The 14,398-nt window shown below is 47.1% G+C and carries 11 protein-coding genes and 1 other annotated feature; of the genes, 2 read left to right on the forward strand and 9 right to left on the reverse strand.

The features are described 5' to 3' along the window. Positions 1-124: 124 nt before the first annotated feature. On the forward strand, positions 125-2,434 hold the full coding sequence (locus M1D67_RS16515; protein ID WP_026579047.1) for a helix-turn-helix domain-containing protein: 2,310 nt from the start codon (positions 125-127) through the stop codon (positions 2,432-2,434). A gap of 31 nt (positions 2,435-2,465) precedes the next feature. On the opposite strand, the gene M1D67_RS16520 is transcribed toward M1D67_RS16515, so the two are convergent. The 5 genes from M1D67_RS16520 to M1D67_RS16540 all read right to left on the reverse strand — a co-directional run bounded on the left by M1D67_RS16520 (position 2,466) and on the right by M1D67_RS16540 (position 7,961). Beyond that, positions 2,466-3,971: an extracellular solute-binding protein gene (locus M1D67_RS16520; RefSeq protein ID WP_458117534.1), complete on the reverse strand. Its 1,506-nt coding sequence runs from the start codon at positions 3,969-3,971 to the stop codon at positions 2,466-2,468. A gap of 16 nt (positions 3,972-3,987) precedes the next feature. Next, positions 3,988-4,866, reverse strand: coding sequence for a carbohydrate ABC transporter permease (locus tag M1D67_RS16525; protein WP_023855846.1), 879 nt, complete (start codon positions 4,864-4,866; stop codon positions 3,988-3,990). A gap of 141 nt (positions 4,867-5,007) precedes the next feature. Next, positions 5,008-5,772, reverse strand: a complete 765-nt coding sequence (locus M1D67_RS16530) for an NAD-dependent epimerase/dehydratase family protein (protein ID WP_026579044.1) — start codon at positions 5,770-5,772, stop codon at positions 5,008-5,010. Positions 5,773-5,790: 18 nt separating this feature from the next. Further along, positions 5,791-6,678, reverse strand: coding sequence for a dienelactone hydrolase family protein (locus M1D67_RS16535; RefSeq protein ID WP_458117535.1), 888 nt, complete (start codon positions 6,676-6,678; stop codon positions 5,791-5,793). A gap of 32 nt (positions 6,679-6,710) precedes the next feature. Then, a complete protein-coding gene (locus M1D67_RS16540) occupies positions 6,711-7,961 on the reverse strand; it encodes an APC family permease (protein ID WP_101561199.1) in 1,251 nt (416 codons plus the stop codon). Between the two features lie 126 nt (positions 7,962-8,087). Here M1D67_RS16540 and M1D67_RS16545 point away from each other — a divergent pair, with 126 nt between their 5' ends. Next, positions 8,088-8,981, forward strand: a complete 894-nt coding sequence (locus tag M1D67_RS16545) for a LysR family transcriptional regulator (RefSeq protein ID WP_020452651.1) — start codon at positions 8,088-8,090, stop codon at positions 8,979-8,981. Between the two features lie 11 nt (positions 8,982-8,992). On the opposite strand, the gene M1D67_RS16550 is transcribed toward M1D67_RS16545, so the two are convergent. The 4 genes from M1D67_RS16550 to M1D67_RS16565 form a co-directional block, all read right to left on the reverse strand. Next, positions 8,993-9,400: a VOC family protein gene (locus tag M1D67_RS16550; protein WP_101561200.1), complete on the reverse strand. Its 408-nt coding sequence runs from the start codon at positions 9,398-9,400 to the stop codon at positions 8,993-8,995. 349 nt (positions 9,401-9,749) lie between these two features. Next, a complete protein-coding gene (leuS, locus tag M1D67_RS16555; protein WP_023855841.1) occupies positions 9,750-12,164 on the reverse strand; it encodes a leucine--tRNA ligase in 2,415 nt (804 codons plus the stop codon). Between the two features lie 112 nt (positions 12,165-12,276). Then, positions 12,277-12,483 (reverse strand) — a binding site (T-box leader). A gap of 102 nt (positions 12,484-12,585) precedes the next feature. Further along, a complete protein-coding gene (locus tag M1D67_RS16560; RefSeq protein ID WP_016885609.1) occupies positions 12,586-12,915 on the reverse strand; it encodes a DUF4257 domain-containing protein in 330 nt (109 codons plus the stop codon). 220 nt (positions 12,916-13,135) lie between these two features. After that, positions 13,136-14,317: an MDR family MFS transporter gene (locus tag M1D67_RS16565; protein ID WP_020452654.1), complete on the reverse strand. Its 1,182-nt coding sequence runs from the start codon at positions 14,315-14,317 to the stop codon at positions 13,136-13,138. Positions 14,318-14,398: the final 81 nt, after the last annotated feature.

The following is a 14,398-nucleotide window of genomic DNA, read 5'->3' on the forward strand; positions in this document are numbered from 1 at the left end:
CCGGCAGCCGGCAAAACCTAATAAAATGAAACGATGGTTAGAAAATGATTATTGACAAATTCACACAAAAGTCGGATTAATTATATATGAACAACTCAAACGAAGATTTGTTGGGGGGGAATTTATGAAGAGAAAACAATATAAGTTTTACTATAAGCTGGTGACCTTCTTTCTCGTTCTGAGCACCATTCCGGTCATCATCGTCGGCTTTTTTTCCTATCAGAGATCAGCGGAAACCATTGAACAAAACGTTACAAACGAAAAGCTCCAAACCGTTGGCCAGACACAGCTAAATATCGAGCATATTTTAAAAACGGTTGACCATTCCTTCACCAATTACGTCCGTTCCTATCCTTTAATTCAGACACTCAGCCGCACCATTACACCAGAACGCTTTCAGCTGTATAACCAAATCAACAAGGAATTAAACGAACTGCAGACATTCGATACCGATCTGTCGGATATCACGCTGATCAGCCAAGAAAAAAAGTGGTATATCAACAATTCCGGTTTATATCCTTTAGATCAGGGAAAACAAGCCATCACGATCTCGCTTTACAACGCCTTAAAAAGCCGCTCCAGCTGGGTGCTTGAAAAAAACAACGACCTTGTCGCCACAAAAGAAGGGGCTTCGGGCAACTGCCTGTACAACGTCAATCTGGTCAAACAGCTTCCGCTGAACAGCATGGAAAACAGAGGCCTTGCGATCGCAAGTATTCCTTCTTGTTCGCTTGTCAAGCGCATGCCGCATCATTCAAAAACAAACAGCATGATGGTGCTTGATGACAACGGACGGATCATCCTTCACTCAGACCCGTCAATGATTGGGCAATCGATCAAACAAGACGATTATTTCAAAACGATCCGCCGGCATCAGGAAAAAAACGGCCAGTTTGATACAACAGTCAACGACACCGCCTATAACATTACATACCAGAAATCAGATTACAATAATTGGATATACATTTCGTTAACGACCATTCCGGAACTCTATCAGCAGACGGCATCAATCGGCTGGTTTACGTTTACGATCTGCGTCATTTTGTTAGCGCTTTCATACCTATTTTCCTGGTTTGGTTCTCGTCATTTTTACAGGCCAATCAAGGTTTTGTACGAATCCGTCTCAGGCTTTTCTGCGGGGGCCGCTTCCGGCCAGGAGAAACCGAAAAACGAATTTGAACTGATTGAACGGAATATTAAAGAGATGAAAAATAAAAACCATGATCTGAAGGTGCGCGTCGAACAGCAGGTCACCCAGCTGAAGCAGTATTTTTTAACAAGGCTTTTGCTCGGCAAGCTGAGCGAAGAAGAAATCAAAGACCGCTTTACAGGGCTCGGCTTCCCTGAAGATTGGAGCCACCTGTCCGTTTTTGCCTTGCAAATTGATACATTGAAAGACACATCATATGATAAAAAGGATCTTGATGTCCTGCTGTTTGCGATCAACAGCCTTGTCGAACGATCTGTGCCCAAGAATAAGCGCCTCCCGCCGGTTGTCATTGATAAAACGCAGACCATCATCATGCTGAACCGCGGACAGCCGCTGGACAGGTTTCAGGAGGACTTGGAGCATACAGCATCATCCATCAGGGATAAAATTCATGAGGAGCTTGGATTGTTCGTCAGCATCGGCATCAGCCAGCCGTTTACAAGCCTTGCAATGTCGAAGCGCGCTTATTTGGAAGGGCTTGAAGCGCTGACATACCGTCTGAAATCAGGAAAACACGCGGTGATTTTCTATGAGCATCTTGACCGTAACAAAGCGTTTTTAACCCAGTTTCCAAAGCAGATCCAAAATGAACTGTTTGAAGCTATTAAAACGTGCAACCGTAAACAAGCGGCCGAACAGCTTCACCTTCTCCTTGAATCGATTTGTTCTGAAAACATGAATCCGCATCACTGCCAGGTAGCGATTGCAAGGCTCTTGAACAACTTGATTGAATTTATGCATTTGCTTGGAATCGAAATTTTTGAACCGAACGAAAATACGATGCTGTACGACGACGTCTTTGAGCTGACGACCATCGAGGAGATCGAAAGTTGGCTGAACGCGCAGATCATCGTCAAAATGATCGATACCCTCAGCATCAGAGAAGAATCACAATACAAAAACATCTCAGAAAAAATCGTCCATATTATCCAGCAGGAATTCGACACGGACTTGACGCTCGAATCGATCGCAGGAAGGCTTCATTACAACCCCAACTATTTAAGCAGCATCTTCAGGAAAGAAATGAAAATATCGTTCAGCGAATACTTGTCATCCTACAGGCATCATGTCGCGAAAAACTGGCTGACAGAAACGACGCTGTCCGTAAAAGAAATTTCTGAAAAACTGAAATACAAAAATCCGCAGAATTTCATCCGCTCATTTAAAAAGCTGGAAGGAATCACGCCCGGCAAATACCGCGAGCTGAAAACTCATTCGGCATAAAAAGACAATCCCGGCTTCCCGGGATTGCCTTCTATTTTTCTGCTTTTTTAAATGACTCTTCATATTCTTCTATTACTTGATCTCCGCCGTTCGTCCGCCATTTTTCAACCGCTTTCTCGAACTGGCTTTCATCCGTTTTGCCGAGGATGAATTGATATGTGGCATCGTCAATGATCTTTTGCAGTTCATCGCCTCTTTCAGATGCGGCCGGTGAGTACAAACTTTCGGCCGGATTTGAGACGATGATCTCATTATTGTCCTCTGTCAGCTCTTCATATTTTGTGCGGAGCGGATCTCCCGTATTTTTCAAATATTGTTTATCAATGCCGACGAGAGAGACGAGCGGCTGAATTTCCGCCTGCCAGTCTTTCAGTTTTTCATCAATTCGTTTGAATTGTTTTTCCCCTTCTTTTTTATAGTGAACCCCTTCGATCCCGTAAGTCATCAGGCTGTAAACATCCTCTTCGGCGATCCGGTCGAAAAAGGCCAGAATCCTCTTCAGCTCTTTTTCTGTTTTGACGCTTGTTTTCGGGAAGGCAAAGATTCCGTTATGCCCGCCTGATGCCCAGACGCGTTCCTTTCCGTCCGGTCCTTTGATCCGATTGATGATCTCAAGCTCCATTATATCATCGACAGACTGGTCTCTTAAATTGACGGCATCGACCATATTTCCGACATAAATGCCGGCTTTCCCTTGTGAAAACATCTCCTGCTGCTGCGTTTTGCTCGTAACCGGGAAGTCTTTGTTGATCAGCCCTTCATCATACAGTTTTTTCATATATTTCATCGTATCCATGTACTCTTTTGTCATGAAGTCAGGCGTGAACTTGCCGTCTTTTATCTCCCAGTCAGTCGGCATGCCCATATAGGACCCCAATGTTTTAAAGGCGCCGTAGATCAAATCGTTTCTGTCGGTAAAGCCGATCGTATCGTTCTTTCCGTTTTGGTCAGGATCTTTTTCTGTAAATGCCTTCGCTGTTTCGTAAAGTTCATCAACCGTCTTTGGTATATCGAGCCCAAGGTTGTCAAGCCAGTCTTTACGGATGACAACCCCCTGTCTTGATAACGGGCGCTCCCTGTAGATGCCGTAAAGCTTTCCGTCGATTGAAGCGTTTTTATTGATCAGCTTGTTCATCTTGCTTAAATTCGGATAATCCTTTAAATAAGGACCAACCTCCCAAAACATCCCCGATCTGAACGCATTCATGACAGATGAATTTTTAATGTCCTGAATGGTGACGACTTTCGGCAGGTTTCCGGCGGCGAGCGCTGAGTTTAAGCGGTCTTCTTTTACTGCATCAGGCACCCACATTAAATCGAGCTTTGTATTGGTGAGCTCCTCGATTTTTTTAATCGCTGTATCCTTCGGCGGCTGCTGATGATAAAGGATTACCATCCAGCTCAAGTCCAAAGGCGAGTTCAGATCGACTTTCTCATCCTTTGTAGAAGCCTGATCTGCTCCGCTTTTCGAACAGCCAAACAGTCCGCCGGCCAAAAGCGCGAACGCAAAAATCGCTATCAGCCATTTTTTCCCCATATTGTCCCCTCCGTTTTTATCCTTTAATTGACCCTAAAAGAGCGCCTTTTGCAAAGTGCTTTTGAATAAACGGATACACGAGCAGCACCGGTATGGTTGCAACGACAATGACCGCCATTTTGATCGTTTGTTCCGGCGGCGCCGCGGCTGCCCCCATCTCCGTCATATCCCCTTGCATACCGCTTGATACGATGACAATCTGGCGAAGCAAAACTTGTATCGGCCATTTTGTCGCATCGCTCAAGTACAGAATCGCTTGCATGTACGTATTCCAATAGGTGACGGCGTAAAACAGCGAAATTGTCGCAATCGCCGGCAAAGACAACGGAAGAATGATGCGGAAGAAGATTCCGATGTCATTGCAGCCGTCGATTTTGGCGGATTCCTCGAGGCTTGACGGTATATTTTGAAAAAAGTTCTTTAAAATGATCAAGTTAAACGCATTGATGGCGGTCGGAAGAATCAGAGACCAATAGGTATCGAGCAATCCGAGCGATTTTACGACGAGAAAGGTCGGGATCATCCCTCCGCTGAACAGCATCGTGAACACGACCAAGAACATGAGGAGGCGCCTTCCCATCAGCTCCTTTCTCGACAACCCGTATGCCATTAAAGAGGAAAGAAACATGCTGACCGCCGTCCCTACGGCTGTGACAAGAATAGAAATGATTAAGCTTCTGTACACAATGTCAGTTGAAAAAATATACCTGTACGCATCCAGCGAAAAAGTTGTTGGTATTAAAATAAACTTTTTCGAAATAACCTCCTCCACTGTCGCAAAAGAGGCTGCAATAACGTGGATGAACGGCAGCACACAAACCAATCCGAACCCTGTTAAAAATGAATAATTCAATATGTCAAACACGCGGCTTCCAGCAGAATGCCTGATCGTCATTTCCCCCTCCTTGTAAGCGCTGTCAAAATATTACGATATCGTGTCTAAAATGTAGCAAACAGAAAGGAGAGCGTCTATAATCATTTTTTAAGCAGGATCAGAAAAGCGGAGAAAAAGATCATCACCTTAGAAGATGATACGTCAGTCTTCATCAAGGATGTCTGAGGTGCTGACTTTCGGCTTGAACCCCAGTTCCCGAATGGCGGAATCGATCGACCACGGCCGCCCCTTATTGTCGCTGACAGCATAATATGTACCGTATGTTTTGACGGATTCGATTGCGGCTTTAAAGATTTGAACGAGGTCGGGGTGGGATAACAGCGTTTTTTTGCTCCTCGGTTTTGCGCGCAGCGTTTCTTGCTCATTTTCAGCGGCTGTCCCGATCCGCAGATTGATCACGGAAACCTTGGCGTCTGATTGGTGCGAGAAAAGATAGCCGAGATTTTCGGACGCCAATTTTAGCAAGCCGTACAAGCTTTTGGACTGCGGGTAGTCATCCGTGTTGATCTTCCTCCCCAGCAGAGAATCGCCGTTCTTTTCATACACATCTGTCACATGGTTGCTGCTTGCAAATACCACCTTCGGCACGCCGAGCTCCGCCGCCGCCCGCAAAATCGTATATGTCGCTTTAAAAAAGATATCCGTCATTTTCTCAAACTCCCGCCGGTCAAGCAAATCGCCTGTCGGCTTGACAGCCAAAAGGTTGATCACCGCATCCGTATTCAGAGGAATGCTTTTCACGACTTCATTGTAATCTGCCGCATCCACCCGGACAAACCGGACAGCCGGCTTTTCATCCGGTTCTTTTAAATCCAGCACTGTCACCTCGTATCCTTCGCCTGCCAATCCGCCCGCTAACACGCGGCCGACCGTACCGTTCCCTCCGATGATCGTCACCTTTTTCACAGTGATTCACCTCCTGTTTTACAGCCATGTTTTTAAGAAACCGATCGCTTTATGCCTCATTCCGGCTGTCTCGAAGTGCCCTGAATGAGAGCGAAACACTTCATAGCGTTCACCGGCGCCTTTTTCTTTATACACATCGGACAGCTTTTCTTCAATGAGGTCAATTCCTTGAACTGGCGTTAGTTTATCTGCGGTTCCGACCAGGCTTAAATGGGGCCTTGGAGCGATCAGGCTTTCGATTTGAGCGGTTGAAAAGTGCTTGACCAGCCCTGGAACATACGAATAGAGATTGTGACGGTCCAAATTCTGCGTCTTGATTAATGTTTCGCTGTCCACCTGCGCGCATATATCAACGCATACGCTGACCCGTTCATCCAATGCAGCAGTCCACCAGGCCATCAGACCACCCATCGACATGCCGAGTGAAGCGATGCGGCTTTCGTCTGTGGCCTCACGCATGCTCAGGTAATCGATGGCTCTGATGCTGTCGAAGACCATCATTCCCCACATCACCCGTCCTGTCCAAAGCATTTCTTTAAATATCTCACTCTCCGTTTTGCCCCGCCTGTCTCCGAAAGCCCAATGGTCAATCGCAAGCACGGAAAATCCCAAGGCCGTCAATTCCTCGGCGAACGGCGGCGTTTGCAAGTAATCCGCTCCTTCAACCAGCTCCTCCTTCCCCCTTTCGTAACGTCCTCCGTGTGAATGACAGTAAAGCACGGCCGGCCGCTTGCCGTTCATCTGTTTCGGTTTTGCAAAATAGGCCGGTACCGCTTCAATTCCATTTAAATCAAGCAAAAGCGTTTCAAGAATAAAAGATGACTTTTCTTCAATTTTAAGAGTACTCACATCAATGCTTTTTTTCTCCGGCAAATCGCCGAGCAGTTTGAAAAGTTGACTGCGCATCGTGTTCCCCTTTCTTTTTTCCGTTTGATTCATTAATACGATTTGAAAGGGCGTTTTACCTTTTTCCAGATGATAAGTTGACGGAAGTTGACCACAAACAAGGCGCTGGTCAGCATGATAAACAGTAATATCCAGTGTGATGAAAACAAAAGAAGCAGCGAGAAGCACCCCATGAGAAAGAGGCAGCCTATTTTGTAAACGCGACCGGACAGCAGCTTGTAAGCAGCGGCAAGACCGCACAGCGAGTTGCAGATGAAAAAGGCGTTTGCGATCAGGACCAGTGTCTCAACATTAAGAAAGTGAAACATCAGGCAGACAAAAACGACGGTATGAATGAAAAACATAAGCCCCAGTGCTGCCATCGGCTGATTTCCCCTTGATCTGCGGGCAAACAGCCCGCCGGCCTGCGATGCCACCAGCCTGGCTGCTCCGCCTGTCACCTGAAAATAAGCGCACATGCAGAGTACAGCGGTGAGCACAGCGATCACCGGCAATGCAAAAGATCCGAACAACGGCGTCAGCATCATCGCCAGCTTCAATTGTCCGTTTGCGAAGAACCCCGGATCAATCCATTGAACAGCTGCCGCAGTCGCCACATATATGAGCGTTACCGTCAGGCTGCTGATCACGACGGCCCGGGGAATCGTTTTCCCGCGGTTTTTCACTTCCATGCTGTAGTTGCCGACGATTTCCCATCCAACTAATGCCCAGAACAGCAGCAGCAATCCGCGGCCAAAATCGGCAAACTGAAATGTTCCGTCTACGAGCGGCCCCTCACGAAAGTAAGGCACAGAAGCCGCGCTGCTTCCAAACAGAATGAGGGCCGCGGCAGTGGAAAAAATGAGTGCAACCATGCCGACAAATGAAAGGTTAAAGCAAAGGACTACCATACAAAAGATAAAAAAAATGAAGCCGTACAGTTCAGCGGGAAATGCCGTGCCGGCCGCAAGAGAATGAATATATTCGCCGGCCGTCATTAATACGGCGGCAGGGCCGAAGCTTGCAGCCATGATAAAATAAAAGACTGCCAATTTTTTAACACGGGAACCGAACGCTTTTTCAGCCGCATAAGCAATCCCGGCATCATTCGGATACTCGACGCTCAATCTGGCAAAAATCCAGGCAAATAAAAAACCGATTCCCAACATCAACAGCCATGCAAAAATCGCATAGTCCCCCGCTGTCTGATGAATCATCGGCGGCAGCAGAATGATTCCCGACCCTAAAATAGGCCCCGTCATCAGCCCGCTTAATAATAAAGGGCCAAGCTTTTTTTCTCTCATACTGATACAATCCTTTCGCAAAGTCGTTTAAAATGATTGTAATCTTGTTTAATTCATCAGTAAAATAGATATTATCGATCTGCAACTTCGAATTTTTCGATACAAAATAAAAGGGAGATGGACGAGATGGAGATCCGACATTTGAAAACATTCAAAACCATCGTGGATATCGGCGGTTTTACCCGTGCTGCCGATTATTTGGGATATGCGCAGTCCACTGTGACTTCGCACGTTCAAGCAATCGAACAAGAATTAAGAAAGCCGCTGTTCTACAGGCTGGGGAAAAAAATGATGCTGACAGAAGCAGGAAAACACCTTCTCCCTTATGCCGCAGAAATGGTCGAACTGTATGAAAAAGCGAGGCACATTCCGGAAAACGACCAGGAGCCGTCGGGAAACTTGATCATCGGCGCCTCGGAATCTTTAACGGTTTACAGATTGCCTGCCATTCTTCACGAATTTACTAACAAATATCCGCAGGTCACGGTCACATTAAAGTCTTCCACGTGCTGGCAGCTGAGAGATGAATTGAAGCAGGGAAAAATCGATGTCGCTTTTCTTTTGGACAACGATCGGAAAGAAAACGACCTTCATGTTGAAAAGCTGGTCAATGAGCCGATGGTGTTCATCTTTCCAAAGGAACACCCGGCAGGACAAAAGGCCCTTGATGATTTGACTTTTACCGCAAATGAAACGTTTTTATATACGGAGCACGGCTGCAGCTACCGTGATTTTTTTGAGGAGTATTTACGTCAAAGGGGAGTCATTGCCGACCATACGATGGAATTTTGGAGTGTCGAAGCGATTAAACAGTGCGTGATGTGCGGTTTGGGCGTATCCCTTCTTCCTTTGATCACAACGCGCACTGATATCGAAGAAGGAAAGCTTCAGGGCACGCTTGTCCGCGACGCCCTGTTTTCCACTCAAATGGCTTATCATAAAAACAAATGGCTTTCTCCTGCAATGGCGGCTTTTACAGATATCGTCCGCACGAAAGCAAGAGACTGGGCACAGGCATAACGTTCCTATATCTAAATGCCTTCGGTATTCATCAGCACGATCCGCCAGCCGTCCGGATCTTCCACTGTTGCCCCTTTGTCCTTCCAATACGGATTTTCTGGCGGCACTTCGTGATGGCCCATATCAGCGAGCCTTTTTAAAATACTCTTGATTTCCTTCTGATCAGGAATATAAAAGACGAGCAGATTGTCTTTGGTCGGTGCCGGACAAGGGCTGCCTCCAATATGGGAGGTGAATTCAAGGTGATATTGGACATTCGGCAGGCCGAACATGACGCCATGATACCCTTGATGTCCGGAAAAACCGCCAAGCTTTTTCAGGCCCAGCCCCTTTTCGTAAAACGCAACGATTTCGTCAAAACGGTCTGTAGGCCGGGCGATTCTGACCTGTGCGACGGAAAAATCGGAAAAATGCATCATCATCATCTCCTTTTTTCCCATTTTAAGCGGTCATGGATCATTTGAAACGAAGCGAACGGCTGAAATATTTTCATCCTTTCGGCGGAATGACAGGGCTTTCAGATTATTAAAAAAAATCCCAAAACGGCTTTTAGTTTTGGGATTTTGTCATCCTTTGTCCCGCAATCCTTGCAGTCTGGGAAAGCCGAGCATCGGAGCGGTCTTCCACAGGATGTGGTGACGGCGGTGTTAGGCGGTTAGCCGCCTGATCTTTTCTCCTATCGTAAGCACCGGCTTAGCAGGCCTGCCAACGAATGCGCGGGTTTGTCGGCACGCTGAAAAGCCCCTTCGGATTGAAGGGGCTTTTCCATTAATTTGCGACAATATTTACAAGCTTTCCAGGTACAGCAATCACTTTTCTGATCGTTTTCCCTTCGAGCTGTTCTTTTACTTTTTCATTGTTTTTCGCCAGCTCTTCAAGCTGTTCTTTGTCGGCGTCGGCTGGAACGTTCAGCTTCGCTTTCACCTTTCCGTTCAGCTGAACGACGATTTCGACTTCGTCATCAACGAGCTTTGCTTCATCATAGACAGGCCATGCTTCATACGTGATCGTTTCCTCATGTCCAAGTCGGCTCCACAGCTCTTCAGCCAAGTGAGGCGCAACAGGAGACAGCAATTTCACGAAGCCTTCCATGTATTCTTTCGGAAGCTGATCAGCTTTATATGCTTCATTGATGAAGACCATCAGCTGAGAAATACCTGTATTGAAGCGCAGACCTTCGAAATGGTCTGTTACTTTCATGACCGTTTCGTGGTAGACGCGCTCAAGCGTTTCGCCGGCTCCTTCAACGATCTTCTCGTTTAACCCGCCATTGTCATCGATGAACAGACGCCATACGCGGTCAAGGAAGCGGCGGGCGCCGTCAAGTCCTGTCGTTGACCAGGCGATCGATGCATCCAAAGGCCCCATGAACATTTCGTACAGCCGGAGCGTGTCCGCACCATGAGTCTCCACTATTTCGTCCGGATTGACGACATTGCCTTTGGATTTGCTCATTTTTTCGTTGTTTTCACCAAGAATCATTCCTTGGTTATAAAGCTGTTTGAACGGCTCTTTCGTCGGAACGACCCCGATGTCATAAAGGAATTTATGCCAGAAGCGCGCATACAATAAGTGAAGAACGGCGTGTTCCGCCCCTCCGATATACATATCGACAGGAAGCCATTCCTGTAATTTTTCAGGAGAAGCCAGTTCGTTCGGGTTTTTCGGATCGATGTAGCGCAGGAAGTACCAGCAGCTTCCCGCCCATTGCGGCATCGTATTCGTTTCGCGTCTTCCCTTTTTGCCTGTTTCAGGGTCTGTCACTTCCACCCATTCTTTAATGTTCGCAAGAGGGGACTCACCCGTTCCGCTCGGTTTGATTTCCGACGTTTTCGGCAAGATCAGCGGCAGCTCTTCTTCAGGAACCGGAGTCGATGTGCCGTCTTCCCAATGGATGACCGGGATCGGCTCGCCCCAGTAGCGCTGACGGCTGAACAGCCAGTCGCGGAGGCGGTATGTTACCTTTTTCTCGCCCTTCCCGTTTTCCTCAAGCCACTGAATCATTTTTTCGATCGCAGCCGCTTTATCAAGGCCGTTCAGAAAATCTGAATGGATGTGTTCGCCGTCGCCTGTATAAGCTTCTTTCTCAACATCTCCGCCTTTGACGACTTCTTTGATCGGCAGCCCGAATGCTGATGCGAATTCGTGGTCCCGCTCATCATGGGCAGGGACGGCCATGACCGCTCCGGTTCCGTATGTAGCCAAGACATAGTCCGCGATCCATACCGGAATTTTTTCCCCGTTTGCCGGATTGACGGCGTAAGAACCTGTGAAGACGCCTGTCTTTGTTTTGGCAAGGTCTGTCCGCTCCAAGTCGCTCTTTGATTGAACTTCTTCGATATAGGCGTCGACCGCGTCTTGCTGTTCAGGCGTCGTGATTTTTTGAACCAAATCGTGCTCCGGAGCCAAAACGGCATATGTGGCACCGAATAATGTATCAGGTCGCGTTGTGAAAACCGTAAACGTTTCGTCTGTGCCGTCGACCGCAAAATGAACATGCGCCCCTTCGGAACGGCCGATCCAGTTGCGCTGCATCTCTTTGATGCTTTCCGGCCAGTCGAGTTCTTCCAGATCTTCAAGCAGACGGTCGGCATAAGCGGTAATCTTCAGCATCCACTGCTTCATTGGACGGCGTTCTACAGGATGGCCGCCGCGTTCGCTTTTGCCGTCGATGACTTCTTCATTGGCAAGAACGGTTCCAAGCGCAGGACACCAGTTTACAGGGACTTCATCTACATAAGCGAGACCTTTTTCGTAAAGCTTTAAGAAAATCCACTGCGTCCATTTATAGTAGTCCGGATCTGTTGTATTGACTTCTCTGTCCCAGTCATACGAAAAGCCGAGCGCTCTGATCTGGCGGCGGAAGTTGTCAATGTTCTGCTCGGTAAAGACGGCAGGATCGTTTCCCGTATCCAGCGCATATTGTTCCGCAGGAAGCCCGAATGCATCCCAGCCCATCGGATGGAGGACATTGTACCCTTGCATCCGTTTCATGCGGGACAAAATGTCAGTTGCCGTATAGCCTTCAGGGTGTCCGACGTGAAGGCCTGCGCCTGACGGATACGGAAACATGTCCAATGCATAAAATTTCGGTTTGGATTTATCTTCACGCGTGGCGAACGTTTTATTTTTAAGCCAATAGTCCTGCCACTTTTTCTCGATTGTTTGATGGTCAAAACTCAATTGTAAAAACCTCCTTTGAATATGAGTACGGCTTCTTTGTCTTCAAGTATGGACGGGACTGGCAGCGTTATATTCAGATTATTCTAAAATCAAAAAAACTCTCCCATCCCTAAGAAGGGACGAGAGATTTCCCGCGGTACCACCCTTGTTAGTGTGCATGGGGCACACTCACTTGATATCTGTAACGCAGATACGCGGCAGCAGCTCATCACTGCTGCAACTCTGAGGCGAGTTCGGAAGCTCATTTGATTGACTTTCACCAGCCGTCAACTCTCTGAAACAAAATGGGCTTCTTACTGCTCCTCTTCACTGTTCTTGCCGTAACCGTAATCTTATCTGTATTTTATAGAATTCTGTTCATAAGTGCAAGCAGGTTTGTATACAATGGGAATGTGCTGAAAAAAGGGTAAGAGTGAGGATCTTAATCGTGTGGAGATTTGTTTTGCCGTTCGGAGTTCTGTACATTTGCCTGCTGTTCTCTGACAAAGTCAAAGCTTCTCAATACAGCTTCACCGCCGTAGCCGGCAATGATCGATAACACGACAAGCTGAATTCCAGAATCAGGTTCCGCAGATAAAACAAGCAAAATAGAAGCAACCATTCCGACAAGAATATCTTCAAAAAATCCAAGGTAAATGAATCGTTTCGTTGTTCTCGGTTTCTCGAGGCGCCCTCTTTTTTTAACGTGCCCGAGAACCCCCATAATCCCTCCAATCAAACAAGCAACCAAAACTTGATGCAGCATCTTCATCACCTTCCTAAAGCCCTTAGTTTAGTCAAGCGACTTCAGGCCATCGAGCAGCCCCCCTAGACCCCTTGCGATGATATTCGATACTACCATACAGAAAATGTGTTCTGTCTGAGAAGAAAAAAAGCTTGTTTCTTCCATTATATGTGAAGATTTGGTTGATAATCTTGATTCCTTCGATTCATTTTCATATAATTACAATTACCTATTTTTTCTATACCACTTATGCATCTGATTGAGCGGAGAGCTGCTTTTCCTTCCTGTCGTATAAAAACGCCGTTCCTATTGCGAACAGCAGCAATACGAGCAGAACCGCAAGCAAAAGCTGCATATTGAAATAATCAACCAGCATTCCGCCAAAAAGCGGCCCGATCATTCTTCCGCCGGTCGCCATACTGTTGACAAACCCTTGATAAAACCCTTCTTTTCCCCTCGGAGCGAGGCGGTTGGCGATTGTCGGCACAGCCGGCCATACAAGCATTTCGCCAATGGTTAGCACAACCATCGCGGCAAGAAACGCCGGAAACCGTTCAGCGCCAAACAAAATTCCGTATGCCATCATAAAAATGACAAATCCGATCACGATTTGGTTTTTCAGCGATTCGGCAAACCGTTTCACAAAAAAACCAATCAGCGGCTGACCGAAAACAATGAGCGCCCCGTTCACTGTCCAAAGTACGCTGTACTGCCCAAGAGATATCCCCAGCTCCTGGGTGTGTGAAGCGATGGTCGAGGACCATTGCGAATAAGCGACCCAGCCGAGCAGGTAGCCCGTACATATAACCAAAAGCGCGGAGAATCTAGATTTCCCGCTGACTGAATCGGCATGATCCAAAACAGAAGACTGCATGGCTTTTTCAGACCGGATGCGTCTAAATCCGAAAATCGCAATCATGAAAAAGACGGCATACAGCATCGCATTCGCCAGAAAAACATACGTAAATGAAAAAGACGCGACAATTCCGCCGAGCGCTGAACCAACTGCCACCCCTGCATTTTGCGCCACGTATACAGCATTGAACGGCTTTCTGCCGCCTTCCGGCCAAACCGATCCGGCCATTGCATAGCATGCCGGAAACACGATCCCTGATCCAAAACCGGCCAATGTTAAGAAAAGAATGTATTGGAACCACTCGTGAAAAAAGACGAGGCCTGAAAGGCTCGCAAACGTGATCACAATTCCAAGTACGACCGTTTTAAATCCGCCGATTTTATCGAATAAATATCCTCCGAACAGGTTGCCCAGCACATTTGCCCCTGAGTTCAGCATCAGCACAAATCCGGCCGCTGTCAGCGACTTTCCCAAATGCTGATGGATATAGATGGTATTCAGCGGCCATAAAAAAGATGCCCCTGTGACATTGATAAACATTCCGATGACCAAAAGCCATAATGTGCGCGGCATAGCGTTTCCTTCTTTCTCTTTAGCATTCCCTCTAGATTCTATTCGTTTTGCCCATTTTTTTCAATTGACACGATTTCGATT

It is taken from the genome of Bacillus sp. PK6-025, from assembly GCF_056530265.1.